Source organism: Allobosea sp. UNC402CLCol (genome assembly GCF_000745475.1).
Taxonomy (GTDB): domain Bacteria; phylum Pseudomonadota; class Alphaproteobacteria; order Rhizobiales; family Beijerinckiaceae; genus Allobosea; species Allobosea spartocytisi.
The window spans coordinates 586,483-609,728 of sequence record NZ_KN050692.1 but is presented as its reverse complement, the minus strand read 5'-3'; the positions used below and the strand labels follow the sequence as shown (position 1 = coordinate 609,728).

The window sequence follows — 23,246 nt, the reverse complement described above, 5'->3', positions numbered from 1 at the left end:
GGCGTCTCAGGGGCGCAGCACCGTCAGGACGAGCAGGAGCAAAAGCCCCGAGCCGGTCGCGATGCCCGCCTTGACGGCCGCGGCATCGAAGCGCGTCGGGAAGCCGTAGCGATGCCAGAGCCAGGCGCCGATAAAGGCGCCGATCAGGATGATGCCGGCGTTGAAGCCGGTGCCGTAGGCGTTCTCCCCGAGCAGCAGATCGGCAATCCAGCCGAACATCAGGGCGGCGAGCAGGATCAGGACCACGACGAGGATCAGCGACAGAAGCGGCAGATCGGGCAGGCCGACGATCGTCAATAGGGCGCGCATGGCTTTCTCGCCTCGCTTGAACGGCTTGATCATCCGCCGAAACCGTGAAGGAATCGGCAAAATCTCGAATTCGGGCGATCATTTTGCGCTGCAAGGTAATTCCTTAGGCGAATGGCGCGTTGCAACATAAGGTGCATGATCGCCGTCCAAAGCCGCCGCAGTGCCGCAAGGACGAAGACAGGCGGGGAGCAGGGAGACGACGATGTCGAAGCCGCAAGCTGCCGTGAAACCGCTCAAGGATCTCTACGAACTCGACGAGTTGCCGCCGCTCGGCCATGTGCCGGAGAAGATGTACGCCTGGGCGATCCGGCGCGAGCGCCACGGAGCGCCGCAGGACTCGTTCCAGGTCGAGGTCGTGCCGACATGGTCGATCGGCGAGGAGGAGGTTCTGCTCCTCGTGATGGCGGGAGGCGTCAACTACAATGGCATCTGGGCCGGCCTCGGCCAGCCGATCTCGCCCTTCGACGTCCACAAGGCTCCGTTCCATGTCGCCGGCTCCGATGCCTCGGGCATCGTCTGGGCGGTCGGCTCGAAGGTGAAGCGCTGGAAGGTCGGCGACGAGGTCATCGTCCACTGCAACCAGGACGATGGCGACGACGAGGAGTGCAATGGCGGCGACCCGATGTTCTCGCCGTCGCAGCGCATCTGGGGCTACGAGACGCCGGACGGCTCCTTCGCCCAGTTCTGCCGGGTGCAGTCGCGCCAGCTCATGCTGAAGCCGAAGCATCTCTCCTGGGAAGAATCCGCCTGCTACACCCTGACGCTGGCGACCGCCTACCGCATGTTGTTCGGCCACGCTCCGCACACCATCAAGCCGGGCGACAACGTCCTGGTCTGGGGCGCCTCCGGCGGTCTCGGCGTCTTCGGCGTCCAGCTCTGCGCGGCGTCCGGCGCCAACGCCATCGGCGTCATCTCGGACGAGACCAAGCGCGACTATGTGCTCGGCCTCGGTGCCAAGGGCGTCGTCAACCGCAAGGATTTCAACTGCTGGGGCCAGATGCCCAAGGTCAATTCGCCCGAGTACAACGAGTGGACCAAGGAAGCCCGCAAGTTCGGCAAGGCGATCTGGGACATCACCGGCAAGAAGGACGTCGACATCGTCTTCGAGCATCCGGGCGAGGCGACCTTCCCGGTCTCCTGCCTCGTCGCCAAGCGCGGCGGCATGGTGGTGTTCTGCGCCGGCACCTCGGGCTTCAACATCACCTTCGACGCCCGCTATGTCTGGATGCGGCAGAAGCGCGTCCAGGGCTCGCATTTCGCCCATCTCAAGCAGGCGAGCGCCGCCAACCAGTTCGTGCTCGACCGGCGCATCGACCCCTGCATGTCCGAGGTCTTCCCCTGGGACAAGATCCCGCTCGCCCATCACAAGATGTGGAAGAACGAGCATGCACCGGGCAACATGGCCGTGCTGGTCTACGCGCCGCGCACGGGCTTGCGCACCTATGAGGATGTGGCGGAGGCGCTGGGAGGGTAGGGGATCCGCATATCCGGTTGCAAAACGAGATCGGTTTCTTTACGGACTGATTGCGAAAGGCAATCGGTCTGGAGGATGCCATGACGTTGACCCTCTATGCTCACCCTTTTTCGTCCTACAGCCAGAAGGTGCTGATCGCGCTCTATGAGAACGGGACGCCCTTCACCTATCGGGTGCTCGGCCCGGACGATCCGGAAGCCGGGGCGGATTGGGTCGGTTTGTGGCCGCTGAAGCGCTTCCCGGTCCTCGTCGACCGCGGCGAGACGGTCGTCGAGTCCAGCGTCATCATCGAGCATCTCGGCCTGCATCATCCGGGGCCTGTCCGGCTCTTGCCCGATGACGCCAAGGCCGCGCTCGCGGCGCGGATGATGGACCGCTTCTTCGACAATTACGTCATGACGCCGATGCAGGCGATCGTCTTCGACCATCTGCGCCCGGCTGACGATCGCGATCCCTACAGTGTCGCCAGGGCGCGCGAAGCGCTCGACACGGCCTATCGCTGGCTCGACGGCGCCATGGCCGGGCGAGAATGGGCGGCGGGCGACGCCTTCGGCCTGGCCGATTGCGCCGCGGCCCCGTCGCTCTTCTATGCTGATTGGGTGCACGAGATCGACACGGCCTTTCCCCATGCCCGCGCTTACCGGGCACGGCTCCTCGCGCGTCCGTCCTTCGCCCGCGCCGTCGAGGAGGCGCGGCCCTACCGCCCGCTTTTCCCGCCCGGAGCGCCCGATCGCGACTGAGATCGACCGGGAGAGGCCCTCGGCTGAGACATGGCAAGGCCGCGCCGCGGCTCTGTCGCAGCCAACGGATCGGGAGTAGAGACGGCAGCCCTTACCGGGTTCCCGAGGTCCGATGCCGTCTCTTCTCCTGCGCGGAATGCCGCTGCTCTTCACCTTCCTGTGGTCGACGGGGTGGATCGTGGCGGGCTATTCGGCGCGCTATGCCGACGCCCTGACCTTCCTCGCGCTCCGTTTCGGGACGGCGGCGGTCCTCGTCGCGCTGCTCGCGCTCGCGGCCGGGGCGCCCTGGCCGCGCAGCCGCCGCGCCGTCCTCGACATCGCGCTCACCGGCATCCTGCTGCATGGCATCTATCTCGCCGGTGTCTGGTGGGCGGTGCGCCACGGCCTGCCGGCCGGCATTTCCGGGCTGATCGCCGGCTTGCAGCCGATCCTGACGGCGCTTTTCGCCCCCGTCCTCGTGGGGGAGCGCATCTCGGGGTGGCGCTGGCTCGGCATCGCCTGCGGCTTCGCCGGCATCGCGCTCGTGCTCGAACCCCAGCTCGCAAGGGTCGAGCCCGCCGCGCTCTGGGGGGTGTTGCTGCCGGTGGTCGTGAACGTGATCGGCATGTTCGCCGTCACCTTCGGCTCCTTCTACCAGAAGGCGCGTGTCGTCTCGGGCGATCTCAGGACGATGACGGCGATCCAGTACACCGCGGCTTTCCTGATCACGATTCCCTTCGCCTGGGCGCTGGAGCCGATGCACATCGAATGGAACCTGACCATGGCGCTGGTCATGCTCTGGTCGGTGGTCGTGCTCTCGCTCGGCAGCATCGGGCTCTACCTGTTCATGCTCCGGCGCGGCGAGGTCTCCCGCATCGCGACCTTCCTCTACCTCGTGCCGGCGCTGGTCGCGGTCGAGGCCTGGCTGCTCTTCGGCGAGACGCTCTCGATGCTGCAGATCGCCGGCATGGCGGTGACCATTCTCGGCGTCGTCCTCGCCAGCCGGAAATAGGCCGCGGCTTTCGCCGCTGCACCGGCCGGACAGGCGCCCTCGCCGAAAGGCTGATTTTGGTTTCCCCGGACTTGCCCTTATGCTGCGCCGCAACAAAAGGGAGGTCGATCACCATGAGCGCCAACGCCGCGTTGCAATCCGAAAGCCGCGTGAGCGCGGTCGATCTCGTCGCCGCCGCCCTGCCGGGCTTCGAAACGCTTCTGGAGGCCGCGACCGTAGCCGTCCGCAGCAAGGTCGAGGCCGATGGCCGGATCTCCTCGGCTAGGCTCGAGGCGGAACAGCACGCCGCCCACGGTCTTTCCTGGCTCGCCACCTATGTCGCGGCGCTGCGTGAGCTGAAGGCCTATGGCGAGCGCCTGCTGGAGGAGGGGCGCTACGGCGCGGTCGAGGACTGCGCCATCCGCATCGGCGCGGGCGAATACGCCGCCCAGATCTTCGGCGGCATCCCGATGAGCCAGGGCGAGATCGTCCGTTTGCCGGCGCTGGGCCTGTCGCAGGACGCCGTGGCCGCTGCCTGTTCGGAGGCGGCCGAGATGCTGATCGCCGAGGGCAACACGCCGGAGAACCGGGCCCGCTTCGTCGCCCTGTTCAGCCAGAGCGACGGCACGGCCAGCGTCGGCGACCCCGGTCTCGACGAGACGCTGGAGGCGATCCGCTCCGAGATGCGCCGCTTCTGCGCGGCGGAGGTCACGCCGCATGCCCATGAATGGCACCTGGCCAACGAATACATCCCGATGCCCGTGGTCGAGAAGATGGCCGAGCTCGGCGTCTTCGGCCTGACCATCCCCGAGGAGTTCGGGGGCTTGGGCCTGTCCAAGGTCTCGATGTGCGTCGTCTCGGAGGAGTTGTCGCGCGGCTATATCGGCGTTGGCTCGCTCGGCACCCGTTCCGAGATCGCCGCCGAATTGATCCTTTGCGGCGGCACCGACGCCCAGAAGGCGCATTGGCTGCCGAAGATCGCCTCGGGCGAGATCCTGCCCACCGCCGTCTTCACCGAGCCCAACACCGGCTCCGACCTTGCCAGCCTGCGCACCCGGGCGGTGAAGGATGGCGAGGGAGACGAGGCCGTCTGGAAGGTCTACGGCAACAAGACCTGGATCACCCATCCGGTCCGTGCCGACATCATGACGCTGCTGGTGAGGACCGATCCTGACGCGCCGGGCTATCGCGGCCTCTCCATGCTGATCGCCGAGAAGCCGCGCGGCAGCGACGCCGATCCCTTCCCGGTGGAGGGCTTGACCGGCGGCGAGATCGAGGTGCTCGGCTATCGCGGCATGAAGGAATACGAGCTCGCCTTCGACGGCTTCGCGGTGAAGGGCGAGAACCTGCTCGGCGGCGTCGAGGGGCAGGGCTTCAAGCAGCTCATGCAGACCTTCGAGGCCGCGCGCATCCAGACGGCGGCCCGGGCCATCGGCGTCGCGCAAGCGGCCTTCGATCTGGGATTGCGCTATGCGCAGGAGCGCATCCAGTTCGGCAAGAAGCTGATCGCCTTCCCGCGTGTCGCCGACAAGCTCGCCATGATGGCGGCCGAGATCCTGATCGCCCGCCAGCTCACCTATTTCGCCGCCCGCGAGAAGGATGCCGGGCGCCGCTGCGACCTCGAGGCCGGCATGGCCAAGCTGCTCGGCGCCCGCGTCGCCTGGGCTGCGGCCGACAATGCCCTGCAGATCCATGGCGGCAACGGCTTCGCGCTGGAATATCCGGTGAGCCGCGTGCTCTGCGACGCCCGCATCCTCAACATCTTCGAGGGCGCCGCCGAGATCCAGGCGCAGGTGATCGCCCGGCGGCTGGTGGAGGAATAGCGCGGCCTCAGAGAGGCCGCTGGGACGCATCCGGCAGCATCCGCCGCAAGGTATCGTCCTTGCGGACCAGATGGTGCCAGAGCGCCGCCAGCGCATGCAGGCAGGCGAGGCCGATCAGCGCATAGGCAGCCCATTCATGCCATTCCCGGATCGGGCGCGTGATGGCACGCGCTTCCGGCGCCTGGAAGGGCGGCAGGGCGAACAGGCCGAAGTCGATGCCTTGTCCGCGCCGGATCGCATAGACCAGCCCGATCACCGGCACGAGCAGCATCAGGACATAGAGAAAGACGTGGCCGGCTCGCGCCGCCAGGGCCAGCACGGCCGAGCTTTCCAGCGGAGCCGGTGCGCGATGGCTCAGCCGCCATCCGAAGCGGATGAGCAGCAGGAGCAGGATCGCGATGCCGATCGCCTTGTGGGTTTCGACCACCGCGTGCTCCCAGCTTTTCGGAAAGACATCGACGGTCAGCCCCAGGGCGAAGGCCGCCAGGATCAGCACGGCCATGCCCCAGTGCAGCCTGCGGGACACCACGTCGTAGAAGGAGGTGGCTGCAGGCCGGGAGGAGGGGTTGGCCATGACGGAGCTCCATAGATTATAGTAATTCTAATCTATGGGCTGTGCCTTTCCCGCGAAAGTTAAATCTCGTCCATGATCGATATCCCGCGTGCACGGCCAGGATGGCGCGCGGAATCGTGATAATTTCGACATGATCGACCGATTTGGATGCGATATGGCCGATCCCGGCCGATGATCAGCAGGAGTTTCGATGTCCAGCCTCTTCGCCCCCGCGCTTGCCGGAGCTGCTCTCTTTGCCGCCGCCATGCTGCCTGTCGCGCCTGCGCTGGCCCAGGACGCCGCAGCCGGCCGCCAGCCGCCGCGCATCAGCGTCGTCGGCGAGGGCGAGGCTTCCGTGGTGCCGGACATGGCGGTGGTGACGCTGAGCGTGCTGCGTGAGGCCGCTACGGCTCGCGAGGCGCTCAACGCCAACAGCACGGCGATGAAGGAGGTGCTCGACGCCCTCAAGGCCGCCGGCATTGCGGAGCGCGATATCCAGACCTCGCGGCTCGACATCCAGCCGCGCTACGCGCAGCCCGCGCGCGACAAGCCGCAGGAGCCGAAGATCGTCGGCTATGCCGTCAGCAACGAGGTCACCGTCCGCATCCGCAAGCTGGCTGAGGCCGGCGCCATCATCGACAAGGTCGTCGGCCTCGGCGTCAACCAGGGCGGCGGTATCACCTTCGTCAAGGAAGACCTCAAGGCGACGCTGACCGAAGCGCGCAAGCGTGCCGTCGCGGATGCGATGGACAAGGCCCGCACCTTGGCCGAGGCGGCGGGCGTGAAGCTCGGTCCGATCCTCTCCATCGAGGAGAATGCCGCGCCGCCGCGGCCGATCGCCTATGCGGCCCCGATGCGCAAGGCCGCCGCTGACATGGCGGTGCCGCTGGCGAGTGGCGAGAACAGCTACCAGACGCAGGTCAGCGTGGTCTTCGAGATCGCGCGCTGACGGCCAGAGCATCGGCCCGAAAAGTGGCACGCGGTTTTCGGGAAAAGCCGATGTAAAAACAAAGAGCTACAGCATCGGACCGAATACAATGTTCGGTCCGATGCTGTAGAGCATTTTCAAGCGAAGTGGAAACCGGTTCGCGTGAAGAAAATGCGATAAAACAAAGAGCTAGAGCATTTTCGTGATTCGCGGAAACGCGGAAATGCTCTAGCAGGCGCCCGGTCAGGGCGCCGCGGGCGATCCGCTCGCGGCCGCCGCCTGGCCGGTCCAGGGGATGCCGAGCAGCATCCGCTCCAGGATCGCCATCCGCATCGGCACCGAAAGCTGGACCTGCCGGAAATAGCCGGCATTGGGCAGGCTGTCGCAGGAGGTGTCGAGCTCCGAGAAGCGCGGCAGCGGGTTGAGGATCAGCGTGTCGGAGCGCGCCTCCAGGATCTTCTGCGCCGTGATGGTGAAGGGCTCGGTCTCCTTCTCCTTGTCGACGGCCTCGTTGCCGAGCGAGGCATGGGCGAATTTGCTCATGTCCTGCATCTGGATGCTGAGGATGTCGTGGCCGAGCGTCTGGCGCACGTCGTGCACGATGCCGATCTCGGTGCCGAGCCCGGCGAGAACCGTCATCGCCTCGCGCATCGCCGGGTTGATCGGCACGTCGGGCAGGCAGCACAGGGTGAAGCGCTTCGGCGGCGTCAGTCGCAGCATCTTGACGAAGGAGATCGCGAAGCGGGCGCGCGTGTCGCTGGAGAGTGCGATCGTGAGCTTCTCGATCTCGCCGCGCATCTGGCGGATGGCGAAGAGGTCGATCAGCGCCTGGCTCGGATGCTCGTCGGCGCCATTGCCGGCATTGATCACCGGCAGGTAGCTCAACCGCGAGACGCGGTAGGGCATGTCCTCCAGATGCGAGCGCACGACCAAGAGGTCGCTGTAGAGCTCGACCGTGTGGATGTGGTCCTCGATCGATTCGCCGGTGCTGGTTCCCAGGCGGCTGCGGTCGGTGTCGTAGGCGTCGATCGACTGGTGGCCGAGCCGGGCCGCCGCCGACTGGAAGCCGAGTCGCGTGCGCGTGCTGCGCTGGTCGAACAGGGTGGCGATGACCTTGGGCCGTCGGCGATAGACCGGCGGCTGCTCCGGCAGGATGCCGGCCTTCTCCTGCTCTTCCTCCCGCAGATGCCGCTCGGCACGCTCGAAGATGTCGTCGAGGTCGAAGCGCGAGACCGCGTCGGCGCTCAGCAGGTCCTTCCCGCTCGGATAGTTCGGGCGCTGCATTGAAGGCCTCCGGCTCGCGCGGATGCGTGCGGGGGGCGCGACTATGCGACTTCGCTGAAGCGGTCGCCCTTGCGGGGGCCGCCTCCGGGTCGTGCCGACTTTGTACGCCCCGTCGCCACCCGGTTGCCGATCATGGGCAGCAATTTCTCCGCTGTCATCGGGCGCGCGAAAACAAAGCCCTGGATCCCGTGGGTCGCATGCTTCTGGATGATCGCAAGCTGCTCCTGCGTCTCCACGCCTTCGACGATCAGGCGCAGCTTGAGGTCGTGCGCGAGCTGGGTGATGGCGTTCATCAGATATTCGGCCTTGCGCGACGAGCCGAGCTCCTGCGTGAAGGCCTGGTCGATCTTGATCGTATCGATCGGCAGATGGGCGAGGTAGCTGAGCGAGGAATAGCCGGTGCCGAAATCGTCGAGCGCGATTCGCACGCCGAGCGCGCGCAGGGCGACGAGCCGCGCGGTGACATGCTCGGCATCCGCGATCAGCGAGCTCTCCGTGATCTCGATCGTCAGCCGGTGCGGCTCGAGCCCATGGAGCCGCAGCAGCGCCGCGACGAGCCCGACCAGATCATGCCCGCGGTCGAACTGCCGGGCCGAGACGTTGACGCTGACGCCGACGCTGCGCGGCCAGGTCAGCGCGGTGCGGATCGCCTGGTCGAGCACCCAGGCGCCGAGCACGGTGATGAGGCCGGTGCGCTCCGCCAGCGGGATGAAGATCTCGGGGCTGACCACGCCGCGGCGCGGATGGTTCCAGCGCAGCAGCGTCTCGGCCATCGTCGCCGTGCCCGAGCGGGGATTGTAGATCGGCTGGAATTCGAGCGAGAACTCGCCGCGCCGGATGCCTTCGCGCAATTCCGCCTCGATCGCCCGGCCGTCCTCATGCTCGTCCTGGATCGCCTCGGTGTAGACCGCGAAGCGATTCCGCCCTTCGAGCTTGGCGCGATAGAGCGCGATGTCGACGCATTTCAGTGCCTCGTCGATCGAGGACGCGCAGCCGGCCGGCGCGATGCCGATGCTGGCGGTCGCCGTGACGTGCCGCCCGGCCAGGACGCGCTGGCTGCCGAGCAGCATCACCAGGCGACGGGCGAAGGTCGCGGCTTCGGGCGCGTCGCGCGAGGTCGCGACCATGAATTCGTCACCGCCGGTGCGCGCGGCGATGTCGCCCCGCCGGAGCTCCGCGCTCAGCATGTCGCCGAAGGACTGCAGCAGCGCGTCGCCGACATCGTGGCCGAAGCTGTCATTGATGCCCTTGAAGCGGTCGATATCGATCGAGATCAGCGTCACCGGCTGCCCGGCCGAGGCGATGGCCCGGATCTCCCGCATGAAGCCGCGGCGATTGTAGAGGCTGGTGATCGTGTCGTTGACGGCAAGGGTCTCCAGCTCGCGCATCGTGCGCAGCCGGGCGACGAACATCCGGTGGATGACCTGGGCGCTGGAGAAGGTCAGCACCGTCGTCAGCGCGACGGTGAGCCCGATCACGACATAGGCGGCATCGCCGGTCGAGGCGAGCGCGAGCAGGAAGGGGACCGCCGCGATCAGGATCTGGACGCGGGTGATGAGCGGGCGCGAGCTGTTGCGGCCGGAGACGCCGGCGAGATAGCCGATCGTCTGGGCGATCGCGAGCACGGCCACGGGTTGGTAGGTGTATTTCAGCACCGCATAGGAGCCGAAGCTGGAGACCAGCGCTGCCGTCGACCAGGCGCCGAACATCGCGAGCCTTTCGAGGCGGTCGATCTCGGCGTCGCTGGCCTTGGGAAGATCGACCCGCATGAAGCGGCGATGCGCGATCTGGCGGAACGCGCCGATGGCGAGCATGGCGGCCGTCATCAGCCCGAACACGCGGTCGCCGCCGGTCAGAACGGCGGCGGCGGCCATGACGGCTGCCACCATGATGGCGCCCGTCGTGATCGTGCCCGGCGTCCCGTAGAGCGCGGCGACCAATTCCGACTTCATCGCGCGCTCGTTTTCGCGAGCTTCCGCCATCATGTCCGCCCTAAGCCTGTTTTGCGATGACGCAAGGCAAGGGCATCTTCGGGAGAGAGATCTTAATGAACGGTGTGCCGCACGGCCGATTTCTTAGAGGTCTTCGGAATTTCGCGGCCGATTACGACAGCAATCGATACTTGGCGAAACCTTCGCCGCCATCGCCGGCCGGCTGCGCCTTGAGCGTCGCCGGCAGCTTCCCGGCCGCGGCGGGGGAGGTGACGAAGGTCACGTTGACATGCGGCGGCAGCGGCGCCAGCGCCCAGTTTCCATCGGCCTTGGGTTCGATCGTCTTCTTCTCGACGAGATAGCGGACGATGACGTCGCGGTTGAGGTCCGGCGCCTCCAGCACCACCGTGGTCTTCGTTCCCGGAAAATTGCCGCCGCCCGAGGCGCGGTAATTGTTGGTGACGACGAGGAACTGCGCCTTCTCGTCGATCGGCTTGCCGTTGAAGGCGAGATCGACGATGCGGTGCGCCTCGGGCGCCACGAGCTTGCCGTCGCCGTCATAGCGCGAGGCCTGCGTGACATCGATCCGGTAGGTCACGCCGTCGATGACGTCGAAGTTGAAGGAGGGGAAGCCCTGATTGATCAGGGGCTGCTCCTCCGTCTTCGCCGGGTCGATCCGGTTGAAGATGCCGGCCGAGCGCTCCAGCCACTCCCGGACCTCGGCGCCCGTGACTTTCACGATCTGCACCGTGTTCGGATAGAGATAGATATCCGCCACGTTCTTCAGCGCCAGCGGCCCGGCGGGGATGTCGGTGAAGAAGCCGGGGCCCGAGCGCCCGCCGACCTTGAACGGCGCGGCGGCGGAGAGGATCGGCAGGTCCTTCCACTGCGTCTGCGCCATCAGCGGCTTGGCATAGGCGATCTGCGCCTCGGAGACGATCTGGATCGAGGGATCGTCGGCGACCAGCGCGAAGAAGGAGTTGATCGGCGAGGCGGTCGAGCCCACCGGCTCGCGCATATAGATCAGCGTCGCCTCGTGGTCGGCCTTCACCGCGGCGAGAATGGCGGGCTCAGCGCTGGCCTTCGGCACGATCTTGCGCTCGGGCGTGCGCTCGTAGATCGGCTTCGGCTCGACCTTGAAATCGGCGATGCGCCAGCGCTCGCCCTTCTTTTCCAGATCGAGGTCGATGATGCCGAGATGCGAGCCCCAGAAGCCGGGCTGGCAGGCGGGCTTGCCGTTGAGCGCACCCTTGACATTGTCGACGCCGGGAATGCCGTCGAAGGCCTTGCCGCCAGGGAAGACGAGATGCTGGTGGCCGGTGAGGATGACGTCGATGCCCTCGATCTTGGACAAATGCAGCGCAGCGTTCTCCTCCATACCGCGCCGCTCGCCGCCGGCGATGCCGGAATGGCAGAGCGCGATGACGAGGTCGGGCGCGGCGTCGAGCAGGTCCGGCATGTGCTTCTGGGCGGCTTCGACGATGTCGAAGGCGACAAGCTTGCCGTCGAGATTGCCCTTGTCCCACTGCATGATCTGCGGCGGCACGAAGCCGATCACGCCGATCTGCAGGACATGGCGATGGCCGGCCTCGTCCTCGAAGCTCTGCTCGAACAGCCGCCAGGCATCGACCAGCGAGCCACCGCCGGCGCGCTCGACATTGGCGCAGACGATCGGGAACTCGGCCTTGGCGAGGCCATGGTCGAGGAATTCGAGCCCGTAATTGAACTCGTGGTTGCCGAGCGTGCCGCAGAGATAGGGCAGGGCGTTCATCGCCGCGACGATCGGATGCGTTTCGCCCGCCTTGAGCCCCTTCTTGTAGGCGACATAGTCGCCGAGCGAGGAGCCTTGCAGGAAGTCGCCATTGTCGAAGAGCAGGCTGTTCTTCACATCGGCCTGCGCCCCCTTGATCAGGTTCGCCGTCTTGGCGAGGCCGACCGTGTCGTCCGGCCCGTCGCGGAAATAGTCGTAAGGCACGACATTGACGTGCAGATCCGTCGTTTCCAGCACCCTGAGCTTGAGGCGTGCGGGGCTCGGTGCCTGCGCCTGCGCCTTCAGCGCCGAAGGCATGGCGGTGGCAGCGGCCAGGGCGGCTCCGCCCTTCAGCGTTTCGCGACGATTGAAACGACGATCCCGTGACATGCCCGACTCCTCAGTGCGCAGCGCCTAACGAAGCTAGCATTGCGGCAGGCGCGTGACACCTGGGGGAAGACGCCGGCCCTGCGCCGGCTGCGAGGGCCCCCGACGCAAGAGCATCTTGTGAATTCACGCCCAAGGCGCCAGCTTGCGCCGCGAATCCGCACGGACCGCATGAACCGCCCGGAGCGATCGGGAGCCACCATGAATCGACATTTCATCAATGGCCGCTATGTCGCTGGCCAGACAGGCGAAACCCTCGCCAAGCTCGACCCCGCCACCGGCGAGGAATTCGCCCGCATCGCCTGCGGCAACGCCGCCGATATCGACGCGGCCGTGACGGCAGCGCGGGCCGCCTTCGACGGTGCCTGGGGCAGGCTGACCGCGGCCGAGCGCGGACGCCTGATTTCGAAGCTCGCCTTCAAGGTGCAGGATCACTTCGACGAGCTGGCGAAGCTGGAAGCCCGCGACACCGGCAAGCCGATGAGCCAGGCCCGCGCCGATATCGACGCCACCATCCGCTATTTCGAATTCTATGGCGGCGCGGCCGACAAGGTGCATGGCCACGTCATCCCCTTCCTCAACGGGTACAGCGTCAGCGTCATCCACGAGCCGCATGGCGTCACCGGCCATATCCTGCCCTGGAACTATCCGGCGCAGATGATCGGCCGCTCGCTCACCGCCTCGCTCGCCATGGGCAATGCGGTGGTGCTGAAACCGGCCGAGGACGCCTGCGCCACCGCTTTCCGCCTTGCGGAACTGGCGAGCGAGGTCGGCTTCCCCGATGGCGCGATCAACATCGTCGCCGGCCGCGGCCATGAGGCGGGCGCTGCGCTCTCCGCCCATCCCGGCATCAACTTCATGTCCTTCACCGGCTCGCCCGAGGTCGGCAAGATGGTGCAGCACGCCTGCGCCGAGCATCTCATCCCCTGCACGCTGGAGCTCGGCGGCAAGTCGCCTCAGATCGTCTTCGAGGATGCCGATCTCGACGCGCTCGTGCCGCTCGCCTGCAAGGCCATCGTGCAGAACACCGGGCAGACCTGCTCGGCCGGCAGCCGCCTGCTCGTCCAGAAGTCGATCTATGACGACGTCGTCTCGGCCGTCGCCAAGGAATTCTCCAAGCTGCGGGCCGGTACCCCGGAGATGGATCTCGATTGCGGCCCGGTGATCAACGCGAAGCAGCGCGGCCGCGTCCAGAGCTTCATCGACCAGACGCGCGAGGCCGGCATCCCGGTGATCGCGCAGGGCCAGATCGCGCAGGGTGTGCCGAATGGCGGCTTCTATGTCACACCGACGCTGTTCGGCCCGGTGCCGCGCGGCAACCGGCTGGAGCAGGAGGAGGTCTTCGGGCCGGTCTTGGCCGCCTTCCCCTTCGAGGACGAGGAGGACGCGATCAAGGCCGCCAACGGCACCGATTACGGCCTCGTCGCCGCGGTCTGGACGAAGGATGGCGGGCGCCAGCAGCGCGTCTCCAAGCGCGTCCGTGCCGGCCAGGTCTTCATCAATGGCTATGGCGCCGGCGGCGGCATCGAACTGCCCTTCGGCGGCACCGGCAAGAGCGGCCATGGCCGCGAGAAGGGTTTTATCGCGCTGGAAGAGTTCGCGGTGACCAAGACCATCGTGCACAAGCACGGGTGAGCGCTCTGTCCGTCATGCTCGGGCTTGACCCGAGCATCTCGGAAACCAGCGCGTTCTGGTCATGAGATTCTCGGGTCCGCGCAGGGCGCGGCCCGAGAATGACGGCCCTGCAGTGGCCCGTCACATCCTGACGATATGCCGGATCGTCCGGCCTTCGTTCAGCGCGTCGAACCCCTCGTTGATCTCGTCGAGGCTCCCGGAGCTGGTCCAGAGCTTGTCCACGGCCAGCCGCCCGCGCTGATAGAGTTCGATGAAGCGCGGGATGTCGCGCGAGGGCACGCAGGAGCCGACATAGGAGCCCTTCAGCGTGCGCTCCTCCGCAACCAGCCTCACCGGCGAGAGCGCGAGCGTATGGGCGGGGTTGGCGAGGCCGGCGGTCGTGGTCGTGCCGCCGCGCCGGGTGATCTGGTAGGCGAGGTCGAGCGCCTTCACCGAGCCTGCCATCTCCAGCCCATGATCGACGCCGCCCTTCGTCGCCTGCCTGATGGCTTCGATCACATCCGGCGTATCGGCCCTGAAGGCATCGGTCGCACCGAGCGCCAGCGCCAGATCGAGCTTGTCCTGCGCCAGGTCGACGGCGACCACCCGCGAGGCGCCGCAGGCGATCGCCCCGAGCAGGGCCGAGAGGCCCACGCCGCCGAGCCCGACAACCGCCACCGTCTCGCCGGCCTTGATCCGCGCCGTGTTCACCGCCGCGCCGACGCCCGTCAGCACGGCGCAGCCGAAGAGCGCCGCGATCTCATGGGGAATATCCGCTTCGATTTTCACCAGCGAGCGGCGTGAGATCACCGCGTGCTCGGCAAAGGCGGAAACGCCGATATGGTGATGCACCGGCTGGCCATGAGCCGAGAGTCGACGCCCGCCGCCCAGCATCTCACCGCGCCCATTGGCGGCGTTGCCGGGCTCGCAGAGGGCGGGGCGCCCCTCCGCGCAGGGCGCGCAGTGCCCGCAGGAGGGCACGAACACCATCACCACCCTGTCGCCGGGTTTGAGGTCATCGACGCCTTCTCCGGCCTCGACGACTTCTCCCGCCGCCTCATGGCCGAGCACCATCGGCACGGGGCGGGGCCGGTTGCCGTCGATGACGGAGAGGTCGGAATGGCAGAGCCCCGCCGCCCGAACCCTCACCAGCACCTCGTCGCGTCCGGGCGGGGCGAGGTCGAGCTCCTCGATCCTGAGCGGGCGGCTTTGGGCGTAGGGCGCCGCAACCGGGCTCTCGTTCAGGACGGCGGCGCGAATCTTCATGGGCCTGCGGCTCCGCTTTGGTGGATCGGGCGCTATCCCGACAGGCGCGAGCGCCGCTGTCAAAGCCGCTGAAGGTCGAGTAGCTGGAGGCCATGCCATCGCTCAGGGCGACAGCGGCAATTCCTGCGCCTTCTGCTCGAGCGCCTTGAAGCGGGGGAAGGCGTCGGCCGCGAAAGCCTTGAGCTCGGGATCCTCGCCGTCGCGGGCATAGGCTTCGAGCAGCAGCGAGAGCGTGTGATGGGTGCCGCGCTGCGCCTCGACATAGGCCTTGTCGAAATCGCCGCCCTGCAAGGCGCCGAGGTCGCGCAGCAGGTCGAGATGGCGCGTGTCGGGGCGGTCGGGCAAGGCGATGTCGGAGCGGCGCGCGATGATCCGTCTCAGGCTGCTCGCGATCGTCGCATGGTCGTCGGCGAGGCGGTGGGCGTAGTCCTTGATCGCCGACGAGCTGCTCTGCTTCAGCGCCAGCGTCGCCGACTCGATGCAGAACATGTTGGCGACGGCCACCTGATTGACGAGGTCTTGCGGGGACGGTTTGGCCAGCGCGACCGGAGCGACGGCTAGCGTTGCGAGCGCAGGCGCGATGCCCGCGAGAAAGGCGCGGCGTGTACGGGTCATGGCAGGGCAACGACGCAGCGCGCGCGAGGTTCCGCCTGCATGGGCGGGTTGCCGGGGCGCGCTTGTTCCTCTCGTCGGGCTGCGATAGCAGAACTGCGCGTCGCTGCCGTGATGGGCGCGCGCGAAAGGGAAGGGGATCCCCATGCCGACCACTGCCGAAACCATCCGCGATGCGCTTCTGACCGCCCGCCGCGAGCGCTCGCTGATCGAGACCGCGAGCCTGCCCGTGCCGGCCTCGCTGGCGGAGGGCCTCGCCATCGCGCGTGCGGTCAGCCGCGGCGCGGGTTTCGAGGATCTCGGCTGGAAGGTCGCCATCGCCCCGGACGGCACGCCGATCGGCGGGCTGATGCCGGGCCCCTGGCTCGCCCCCGGAGAGGTCTATGAGGGCGCGATCGGCGCCGAGCTGCGCGTCGAGATCGAGCTGGGCCTGCGCCTCTCGCGCGACGTGCCCTTGCGTCCCGGCCAGCCCTGGTCGCGGGCGGAGCTGCTGGCCTGCTGCGACAAGGCCTTCCTCGGCATCGAGATCGTCGAGAGCCGCCTCGCCAACTGGTCGGGCAACGTCGCCATGCCGCTCTGGCTCACCGATGCGATGGGCCATGGCGGTTACTTCGTCGGGCCGGACCTCGACATGAAGGTGCTGGACGACCTGACCGGGCTCGGCTGCTTCATCTCGCTCAATGGCGTGACGATCTACGACCAGCCGGCGGTCCATGGAAACGGCGATCCGATGACGCCGTTCCTGGCCTGGGCCAACCGGAAGGAGGAGGGGCTCGGGCCCCTGCGCGCCGGCCAGCTCGTCACCACCGGCAGCCTCTGCGGCGGCGTGCTCTCGCCGGGTAAGGGCGAGGTCGTCACCAAGCTCAGCCCGCTCGCGAGCGTAGCGTTTACGCTTCGTTAGAGGAAAGCGTCGAGTCCTTCAGCATTGCGCATGGCCATCCCGTCTCTATGATGGCCATGCTCATCGAATAGTTTTTGATGTTGCGGCCGGGGGTTGCTTGGAGGACGGATGCGGTTCTGGCGAAGGGCGAGCCAGACGGTGGCATTGGGCGGCGGTTATGCGTTTGCGGCGCTCGTCGGCTTGCAGGCTGATCCTGCCAAAGCTTTCGATCTCTCCTCGCTGGATGTCTTCGGCCTCTTCACCAGGAAGGACGAGCCGCCGGCTCCCAGTGCCGCGACGCTGCCCTACAAGCTCGACTTCGACCTCGGCGAGGCCGATGACGCCAAGGCGCTGACGCGCACCCTGCAGGACGCCTCCTTGCTCTATCGCCTGCGGCAGGACGCGCCGCCCGATGGCGAGAGCTTGTCGCGCCGCATGGCGGCCGATCTCAATCCGCTCGTCGATGCGCTCTGGTCGCAGGGTTACTTCAACGCCGACGTCTCGCTCGTCGTCGATGGCGTGCCGCTGGCGGTCGGGGCCGAGCCGGGCGCGCCGCTCATCCGTGCGCTGGAAGCCCACCGCAACCGCGACGCCGTGCCGATCACCGTCAGGGTTCGTCCTGGCAAGGTCTTCGGCTTCCGCAAGATCGACATCGTCGAACGAGACAGGGCCGGCTCGGCCGCGATCGCCGATCCCCTCAAGGTCTCCAAGCTGAAGGCGGGCGAGCCGGCGACGGCCGCCTCCCTGCGTGCCGCGCAGGCCGGGCTCATCGACCATATGCGCGCGCAGTCGCATCCGCTCGCCAAGGTGGTGGAACTGCGACCGGTGGTCGATCATGCCGCCGGCATCATGGACGTGACCTATGTGCTCGATCCCGGCCCGCTCGCCGGCTTCGGCGACATCACCGTGGGCCAGACCGACGAGATCCCGCCCGAGGTCGTGCGCTCCTTCATCTATCTCGAGCCGGGCGATCCCTATTCGCCCAAGGCGCTGGCCGACACGCGCAAATCGATCGCCAAGATTCCGGCCGTCGCCTCGGTGCGCATCCGGGAGGCGGACAAGCTCGACGGGGCGGGGAATCTGCCGATCTTCGTCGAGGTGACGGAGCGTCCCAAGCGGCTTCTCGGCTTCTCCGCCCGTTATTCGACGATCGATGGCCCGGCGGTGAAGGTCTATTGGGAGCATCGCAACCTGTTCGGCGGGGCCGAGCGTCTGCGGCTGGAATCCAGCGTCTTCCTCGCGCCGCGCATCGACGGCACCAAGATCCAGAGATTCGGCGATTTCGAGCGCTCGGACCTCGGCGGCCGCTTCGCCTTCAGCTTCATGAAGCCGGCGCTGGACGGCAGCCGCTACGACTGGCTGCTCGACGGCGTCGCTACCCGCGAGCGCGTAGGGACCAACCGGTATGGCGGCTACACCGCCCGCTACGCCAACGCCACCACGGCGATCCGCTACCGTTTCAGCGATACCTTCTCGGTGCAGGCCGGGCTGGAGGTGGAACGCGGCCAGACCAGCGATGTGCTGGGCCAGGTCGACTACACGCTGGTCGGTCTTCCGCTTTCGGTGAACTACGATTCGACCGACAGCCTGCTCGACCCGACGCGCGGCATCCGCGCCACGGCGTCCTTCACGCCCTATCCGACCTTCCTCGGCTCGACGGTCGGCATCTATCAGGCCAAGGCCGCGATCTCCGGCTATTACGCGCTCGACGATGATGCGCGCTATGTCCTGGCCGGTCGCGTCGGCTTCGGCTCGATTTCGGGCGCGAGCCTCGACGAGATCCCGGCGACGCGGCGCTTCTATGCCGGCGGCGGCGGTTCGGTGCGCGGCTATGCTTATCGCTCGCTTTCGCCGCTCGGGCCGTTCGGACAGCTCACCGGTGGGCGCAGCCTGCTCGAATTGTCGGCGGAAGCCCGCATCAAGATCACCGAGACCATCGGCATCGTGCCGTTCTTCGATGCCGGCACTGCGTTCGAATCGAGCCTGCCCGACGGCAAGCAGAAGCTGCAGATGGCCGCCGGCCTCGGCTTTCGCTACTATACCTCGATCGGGCCGATCCGCGTCGATGTCGCGGCGCCCCTCAATCCGCGCAAGGGCGACAAGCCCGTCGCGCTCTATGTCAGCATCGGGCAGGCCTTCTGATGCGCCGCCTCCTGAGCTTTCCGCGGTTGAAACATTTTCAAGCGAAGTGGGCACCGTTTCGCGTGAAGAAAATGCGCGCCAGCAGAAACCCGGAGACATTCCGTGCTGCGAAGAAGCGCGGAATGTCTCTGGCGCTCTTCGCCCTGCTGCTGACGGTCGGCCTTCTCGCCTCGGCTCATTTCGGCGGCTTTGCCCAGAACGCCCAGACCGATCGCGGCGTCGTCGCCGATCTGATCTCGAAGGCGCTCTCCAGCGACACCAGCCAGGTCTCGATCGGCGAGGTCAACGGCGCGCTGTCCTCCGATGTCGAGATCCGCGACATCGCGCTCTCGGATCGCGACGGCGTCTGGCTCAGGCTCGACCGCGTCCGTCTGGTCTGGACCCGCAGCGCGCTGCTGCTGCGCCGGCTCGATGTCGACCGGCTGGAGATCGGCAAGCTCGAGATCCTGCGCCGGCCGGCGCCGCCGCCCGCCGGGACGGTCCCCGCGAATGACGGGCCGATCCTGCCGGAATTGCCGCTGAAGGTGATCCTGCGCGCCTTCCAGCTCAACGAACTCGTGCTCGGCGAGCCGGTCATCGGTGCGGCGGCACGGCTTGGCGCGACCGGTGCCGCGCGGCTTGGCCCCCCCAATGAGGGTCTCGACCTCAAATTCGAGGCGCGGCGGCTCGATATGGGCGGGAACTTCAATGTCGACCTGTCCTTCGTGCCGGAAAGCACGCGGCTGAGGCTCGCCGCCAAGCTCGACGAGCCGGCCGGCGGCCTGATCTCGAAGGCGGCCGGGCTGCCGGGGGAGCCGCCGGTCAAGCTCGACCTGAACGGCGACGGACCGCTCGATTCCTTCCGTTCGAACCTGACCTTCACGGCCGGGCCGACCATTGGCGCGGACGGCTCGGCGACGCTCAACCGCGCCGGTGCGGAGCGGCAGCTTGCGCTCGCGCTCGATGCCCGCATCGAGGGGCTGATGCCGGCGCCGGTCGCGCCGGTCTTCGCGGGCTCGACCCGGCTCGACGGAGCGGTCGGCTTCGCCGATGGCGGCGGCGTCGACATCCGCAATCTCGCGCTCGTCTCCGCGCTGGCGCGGCTCGATGTGCTCGGCCGCTACAACGCCGACAGGACGCTCGACCTGCGCGTCACTGCCGCCGCACGCCCCAATGCGGAGGGCCGCACCGTGGCCTCCGGCGCCGAGATCGGCAAGCTCGCCTTCGACGCGACGATCCGCGGCCCCGTCGCCGGCCCGATCGTTGCCGCCAGGCTGGACGCCGAGGACGCGAAGCTGCCGGCGGGCCGCTTCGGCAAGGTGGGGCTGACCTTCAACGCCACGCCGAGCGGCACGATCGGCGAGCCCGGCAGCCGCATCGCGCTGACCAGCGACGGCGAGGCGAGCGGCATCGCCCTGACGGATCAGGCTTTGGCCAAGGCTGTCGGCGACAAGGTGACCTTCACCTTGCGCGGCACCGGCAATGACGACGCTACCGCCGATTTCGAGACGCTGCGCCTGGCGCTCTCCGGCATCGAGCTGGATTACAAGGGCAAGCTCGGTCAGGCCCGCGTTCTCGGCCAGCTCAAGGCGATACTGCCCGATCTCGCCCGGCTGAGCGGCCTCGCCCGGCGCCCGCTCGGAGGCAGGGCCGAGATCGCCGCCGAGCTCGACGCCACGCCCAAGCTCAGCAGCTATGCCGCAACGCTAAGCGGCAAGGCCGAGCGCCTCGCCACCGGCGAGGCCGTTATCGACCGGCTGCTCGCCGGCAGCCTCACGCTCGCCGGCAAGGTCAACGCGCTTGCCGGCGACTACACCTTCTCCGGGCTCAAGGTGGCGGGCCAGCATGCAAGCTTCACCGCCGACGGGGCGCTCGGACAGAATGCCTCGGACCTCAAGCTCGCGCTCGCCCTGCCGGACCTCAAGCGCGCCGATCCGCGCCTGTCCGGGCGCGGCGACGTCAATGCGCAGATCACCGGCCCGCTCAGGAAGCTCGATGCCACCGCCCGCATCGCCGTCGCCAATGCGACCGCGCTGGCAAGACCGATCCCGCGGCTCGTCATCGACGCCGTGGTCAAGGATTTGCAGGGCGCGCTCGATTCCCGCATCACCCTCTCCGGTGAGATCGATGCCAAGCCTGCAACCGGTAGCATCGCGCTGAACCGCCAGCCGGACGATGGCTGGAACCTCTCCCAGCTCGACCTCGCCATCGGCTCGGTGCGCCTCAACGGTGCTGTGACGCTCGATCCGGCCAGCCGTGCTGCCGGCCGCCTGACGCTCGCCGCCCGCAATCTCGACGATCTCTCGGCGCTGGCGCTGACCAAGCTCGGCGGCCAGCTCGATGCCGATATCAATCTCGCAACCCCCGAGAGCCGCCAGAACATCGACGTCACCGCGCGCGGCAGCCGGCTCGTTGGCCCCTCCGTCTCGATCGACAAGCTCGACGCAACCATCGGTGCGAAGGACATCTACGGCCGTCCGATGCTCGACGCCGCGATCGCCATCGACCGCGCCGTCGCGGCCGGCGAGACGATCAGCGCGATCCGCTTCGATTCGAAGGGCGCGCCCGAGGCCAGCGCCTTCACGCTCAGTGCCAATGCGCGCGGCTTCGCCCTGAAGGGGGCCGGCCGATTGGTGCCGGGCGAGCCGCTGAAGCTTGAGGTCGCCTCCTTCGACGCCCGCCGCGACGGCCGCGTCATCACGCTCGCCAATCCCGCAACCTTCAGCTTTCCGGCCTCCGGCGTCGAGATCGCCGGGCTCGCGCTCGCGATCGATGGCGGCCGCGTCACGCTCGACGGCAAGGCGGGCGAGACGCTCGACCTGCGTTTCGTCGCGCGCGACGTGCCTCTCTCGGCTGCGCGCATCGTGGCGCCGAGCCTCAACCTCTCGGGCACGCTCAACGCGCAGGCACAGGTTCAGGGCAGGCCGGATGCGCTGTCCGGCCCCTGGAACCTGCGGATCGCCCGTTTGGTGACGCCGGAGACGCAGCAGGCCGGCTTGCCGCCGGTCGAGATCGCGGGGCAGGGCGCCTTCAAGGGCAACGCCACCAGCGTCGAGGCGACCCTCAATGCCGGCCGCGGCGCGAGCCTGACTCTGCGTGGCACCGCCCCGCTCAATGCGGCCGGTGCCCTGTCTCTGGCTGCGCAGGGGCGTCTCGACGCCGCACTCGCCAACCCCATGCTCGCGGTCAACGGCCAGCGCCTGACCGGCGCGGTCGCCATCGACATGCGCGCCGAGGGCACGCCCACGGCGCCGCGCCTCAGCGGCAGCGCCACGCTCTCCAATGGCAGCTTCACCGATGCGCTGCAGGGCGTGCGCCTCACCGATATGCGGGCGCGCGTCGCGGCCAATGGCGACAATCTGACGATCGACAGCGCCTCAGCGAGCACGCCCAATGGCGGCACGATTTCGGCAAGCGGACAGGTCAAGGTCGATCCCGCCGCCGGCTTCCCGGGCACGATCCGCATCCAGGGCAATCGCGCCCAGCTCGTCTCCAGCGGTCTGGTTACCGCTGTCGCCGGGCTCAATCTCGAGATTTCTGGCCCGCTGGCGCAGCGTCCGCGCATCGGCGGACGGATCGACGTCGTCTCGCTGGATGTCGCGGTGCCCGATCGCCTACCGGCTTCGCTCAGGCCGGTCGACGGCATCAAGCACGTCAATGCCAAGGGCACCGCTGCCGCTCGTCTTGCCGCCGCGCGCAAGTCGCAGAAGGCGCGTGGCAGCCGTGGCCGGGCCGCGCCGGCCTTCGATGCGGCGCTGGCCGTCACCGTCTCGGCTCCGAGCCGCGTCTTCATCCGGGGGCGCGGCATCGACGCCGAACTCGGCGGCGAGATTCGCGTCGGCGGCACGCTGGCGGCTCCCGCGCTCGACGGCGGCTTCGATCTGCGCCGCGGCCGGCTCAACGTGCTGACCCAGCGTCTCGACTTCAGCCGCGGGCGGCTGACCTTCGCCGGCGGCCTGATTCCCGATCTCGATTTCGTCGCTGAGACGCGTGCCGCCGACGTGACCGCCAAGATCATCGTCAGCGGCCCGGCTGATCAACCGGCCTTCGCCTTCACCTCCGAGCCGCAACTGCCGCAGGACGAGGTGCTGTCGCGGCTGCTCTTCGCGCGGGCGTCCGGCTCGCTCTCGCCCTTCCAGGCGGTCCAGCTCGCGCAGGCGGCGGCGCAGTTCGCCGGTGGCGGCGGCGACGACACCTTCGAGCGGCTGCGCAAATCGCTGGGCGTCGACAATCTCGACATCCAGATGGGCGAGGGCGGTCCGACCGTGGGCGCCTCGCGCTACATCAGCGACAATGTCTCGGTCGGGGTGAAGGTCGGCGCCAAGCCGGAGGACAGCGGCGTCTCGGTCGGCATCGACGTCACCAAGCGCCTGAAGCTGCAGGCCGAGACGGGCGCGGATGGCAGCGCTGCGGTCGGCGTCGGCGCCGAGTGGGAATACTGACTCGCGGGATTCGGCCGGCATACGGGGATTCGCCCCCGAGATTCGCCGTCAAAGCCATGTTGCATCGCCAAAACACCGGCCTCGCGGGCTGGTCTGGTTAACGCTTTGTGAATTTCGGCGGTCAAAGCGTGGCTCGCCTGCAACACCAGTTTCCAAAGCACC

At 67.8% G+C, this 23,246-nt stretch carries 16 protein-coding genes; 9 read left to right on the top strand and 7 right to left on the bottom strand.

What is annotated here, in order from left to right; genetic code table 11:
- Positions 1-6: 6 nt before the first annotated feature.
- Entirely contained in the window at positions 7-309 is a 303-nt protein-coding gene (locus GY40_RS25555) for a hypothetical protein (RefSeq protein ID WP_142020676.1), read from the bottom strand.
- A 202-nt stretch (positions 310-511) separates the two neighbouring features.
- On the opposite strand from GY40_RS25555, the gene ccrA reads away from it, so the two are divergent.
- The 4 genes from ccrA to GY40_RS25535 all read left to right on the top strand — a co-directional run bounded on the left by ccrA (position 512) and on the right by GY40_RS25535 (position 5,316).
- Positions 512-1,783 carry a crotonyl-CoA carboxylase/reductase gene (ccrA, locus tag GY40_RS25550; protein WP_038368381.1) on the top strand — a complete coding sequence of 424 codons (1,272 nt, stop codon included), beginning with the start codon at positions 512-514 and terminating at the stop codon, positions 1,781-1,783.
- An 80-nt stretch (positions 1,784-1,863) separates the two neighbouring features.
- Entirely contained in the window at positions 1,864-2,523 is a 660-nt protein-coding gene (locus tag GY40_RS25545; protein ID WP_038368379.1) for a glutathione S-transferase family protein, read from the top strand.
- Positions 2,524-2,635: 112 nt separating this feature from the next.
- On the top strand, positions 2,636-3,514 hold the full coding sequence (locus GY40_RS25540; RefSeq protein ID WP_051988516.1) for a DMT family transporter: 879 nt from the start codon (positions 2,636-2,638) through the stop codon (positions 3,512-3,514).
- A 113-nt stretch (positions 3,515-3,627) separates the two neighbouring features.
- Positions 3,628-5,316, top strand: coding sequence for an acyl-CoA dehydrogenase family protein (locus GY40_RS25535; protein WP_038368378.1), 1,689 nt, complete (start codon positions 3,628-3,630; stop codon positions 5,314-5,316).
- Between the two features lie 7 nt (positions 5,317-5,323).
- Here GY40_RS25535 and GY40_RS25530 read toward each other — a convergent pair whose 3' ends face one another.
- The gene (locus GY40_RS25530; protein ID WP_038368377.1) at positions 5,324-5,890 is read right to left on the bottom strand and encodes a cytochrome b; all 567 of its coding nucleotides are present in this window, start codon (positions 5,888-5,890) and stop codon (positions 5,324-5,326) included.
- 190 nt (positions 5,891-6,080) lie between these two features.
- Here GY40_RS25530 and GY40_RS25525 point away from each other — a divergent pair, with 190 nt between their 5' ends.
- Positions 6,081-6,818, top strand: a complete 738-nt coding sequence (locus tag GY40_RS25525; protein WP_038368374.1) for an SIMPL domain-containing protein — start codon at positions 6,081-6,083, stop codon at positions 6,816-6,818.
- Positions 6,819-7,040: 222 nt separating this feature from the next.
- Here the strand turns inward: GY40_RS25525 and GY40_RS25520 are convergent, their stop codons facing one another.
- From GY40_RS25520 to GY40_RS25510, 3 genes are all read right to left on the bottom strand, one after another.
- A complete protein-coding gene (locus tag GY40_RS25520) occupies positions 7,041-8,081 on the bottom strand; it encodes an aspartate carbamoyltransferase (protein WP_038368371.1) in 1,041 nt (346 codons plus the stop codon).
- Between the two features lie 41 nt (positions 8,082-8,122).
- The gene (locus GY40_RS26820; RefSeq protein ID WP_142020680.1) at positions 8,123-10,033 is read right to left on the bottom strand and encodes a putative bifunctional diguanylate cyclase/phosphodiesterase; all 1,911 of its coding nucleotides are present in this window, start codon (positions 10,031-10,033) and stop codon (positions 8,123-8,125) included.
- Positions 10,034-10,184: 151 nt separating this feature from the next.
- Positions 10,185-12,152: a bifunctional 2',3'-cyclic-nucleotide 2'-phosphodiesterase/3'-nucleotidase gene (locus GY40_RS25510; RefSeq protein WP_038368369.1), complete on the bottom strand. Its 1,968-nt coding sequence runs from the start codon at positions 12,150-12,152 to the stop codon at positions 10,185-10,187.
- 198 nt (positions 12,153-12,350) lie between these two features.
- Between GY40_RS25510 and GY40_RS25505 the strand changes: the two genes are divergently transcribed.
- Positions 12,351-13,784 (top strand): aldehyde dehydrogenase family protein, encoded by a 1,434-nt coding sequence (locus GY40_RS25505; RefSeq protein WP_038368367.1) that lies wholly within the window; start codon positions 12,351-12,353, stop codon positions 13,782-13,784.
- A 120-nt stretch (positions 13,785-13,904) separates the two neighbouring features.
- Here GY40_RS25505 and GY40_RS25500 read toward each other — a convergent pair whose 3' ends face one another.
- Positions 13,905-15,029, bottom strand: coding sequence for a zinc-dependent alcohol dehydrogenase family protein (locus tag GY40_RS25500; RefSeq protein WP_038368364.1), 1,125 nt, complete (start codon positions 15,027-15,029; stop codon positions 13,905-13,907).
- 102 nt (positions 15,030-15,131) lie between these two features.
- Positions 15,132-15,644 carry a DUF4142 domain-containing protein gene (locus tag GY40_RS28090; RefSeq protein ID WP_038368361.1) on the bottom strand — a complete coding sequence of 171 codons (513 nt, stop codon included), beginning with the start codon at positions 15,642-15,644 and terminating at the stop codon, positions 15,132-15,134.
- A gap of 142 nt (positions 15,645-15,786) precedes the next feature.
- On the opposite strand from GY40_RS28090, the gene GY40_RS25490 reads away from it, so the two are divergent.
- The 3 genes from GY40_RS25490 (at position 15,787) to GY40_RS25480 (ending at position 23,084) form a co-directional block, all read left to right on the top strand.
- Positions 15,787-16,542, top strand: a complete 756-nt coding sequence (locus GY40_RS25490; protein WP_038368358.1) for a hypothetical protein — start codon at positions 15,787-15,789, stop codon at positions 16,540-16,542.
- Positions 16,543-16,650: 108 nt separating this feature from the next.
- Entirely contained in the window at positions 16,651-18,663 is a 2,013-nt protein-coding gene (locus GY40_RS25485) for an autotransporter assembly complex protein TamA (protein ID WP_051988514.1), read from the top strand.
- Positions 18,664-18,785: 122 nt separating this feature from the next.
- A complete protein-coding gene (locus GY40_RS25480) occupies positions 18,786-23,084 on the top strand; it encodes a translocation/assembly module TamB domain-containing protein (RefSeq protein ID WP_038368355.1) in 4,299 nt (1,432 codons plus the stop codon).
- The last annotated feature ends 162 nt before the right edge of the window (positions 23,085-23,246 follow it).

Excerpts from the sequence above, each read along its gene's own strand:
- ccrA (WP_038368381.1), top strand. The coding sequence starts at position 512 with ATGTCGAAGCCGCAAGCTGCCGTGAAACCGCTCAAGGATCTCTACGAA.
- GY40_RS25545 (WP_038368379.1), top strand. The coding sequence starts at position 1,864 with ATGACGTTGACCCTCTATGCTCACCCTTTTTCGTCCTACAGCCAGAAG.
- GY40_RS25520 (WP_038368371.1), bottom strand. The coding sequence starts at position 8,081 with ATGCAGCGCCCGAACTATCCGAGCGGGAAGGACCTGCTGAGCGCCGAC.
- GY40_RS25530 (WP_038368377.1), bottom strand. The coding sequence starts at position 5,890 with ATGGCCAACCCCTCCTCCCGGCCTGCAGCCACCTCCTTCTACGACGTG.
- GY40_RS28090 (WP_038368361.1), bottom strand. The coding sequence starts at position 15,644 with ATGACCCGTACACGCCGCGCCTTTCTCGCGGGCATCGCGCCTGCGCTC.
- GY40_RS26820 (WP_142020680.1), bottom strand. The coding sequence starts at position 10,033 with ATGAAGTCGGAATTGGTCGCCGCGCTCTACGGGACGCCGGGCACGATC.
- GY40_RS25525 (WP_038368374.1), top strand. The coding sequence starts at position 6,081 with ATGTCCAGCCTCTTCGCCCCCGCGCTTGCCGGAGCTGCTCTCTTTGCC.
- GY40_RS25510 (WP_038368369.1), bottom strand. The coding sequence starts at position 12,152 with ATGTCACGGGATCGTCGTTTCAATCGTCGCGAAACGCTGAAGGGCGGA.
- GY40_RS25535 (WP_038368378.1), top strand. The coding sequence starts at position 3,628 with ATGAGCGCCAACGCCGCGTTGCAATCCGAAAGCCGCGTGAGCGCGGTC.
- GY40_RS25540 (WP_051988516.1), top strand. The coding sequence starts at position 2,636 with ATGCCGTCTCTTCTCCTGCGCGGAATGCCGCTGCTCTTCACCTTCCTG.
- GY40_RS25555 (WP_142020676.1), bottom strand. The coding sequence starts at position 309 with ATGCGCGCCCTATTGACGATCGTCGGCCTGCCCGATCTGCCGCTTCTG.
- GY40_RS25480 (WP_038368355.1), top strand. The coding sequence starts at position 18,786 with ATGTCTCTGGCGCTCTTCGCCCTGCTGCTGACGGTCGGCCTTCTCGCC.
- GY40_RS25500 (WP_038368364.1), bottom strand. The coding sequence starts at position 15,029 with ATGAAGATTCGCGCCGCCGTCCTGAACGAGAGCCCGGTTGCGGCGCCC.
- GY40_RS25490 (WP_038368358.1), top strand. The coding sequence starts at position 15,787 with ATGCCGACCACTGCCGAAACCATCCGCGATGCGCTTCTGACCGCCCGC.
- GY40_RS25485 (WP_051988514.1), top strand. The coding sequence starts at position 16,651 with ATGCGGTTCTGGCGAAGGGCGAGCCAGACGGTGGCATTGGGCGGCGGT.
- GY40_RS25505 (WP_038368367.1), top strand. The coding sequence starts at position 12,351 with ATGAATCGACATTTCATCAATGGCCGCTATGTCGCTGGCCAGACAGGC.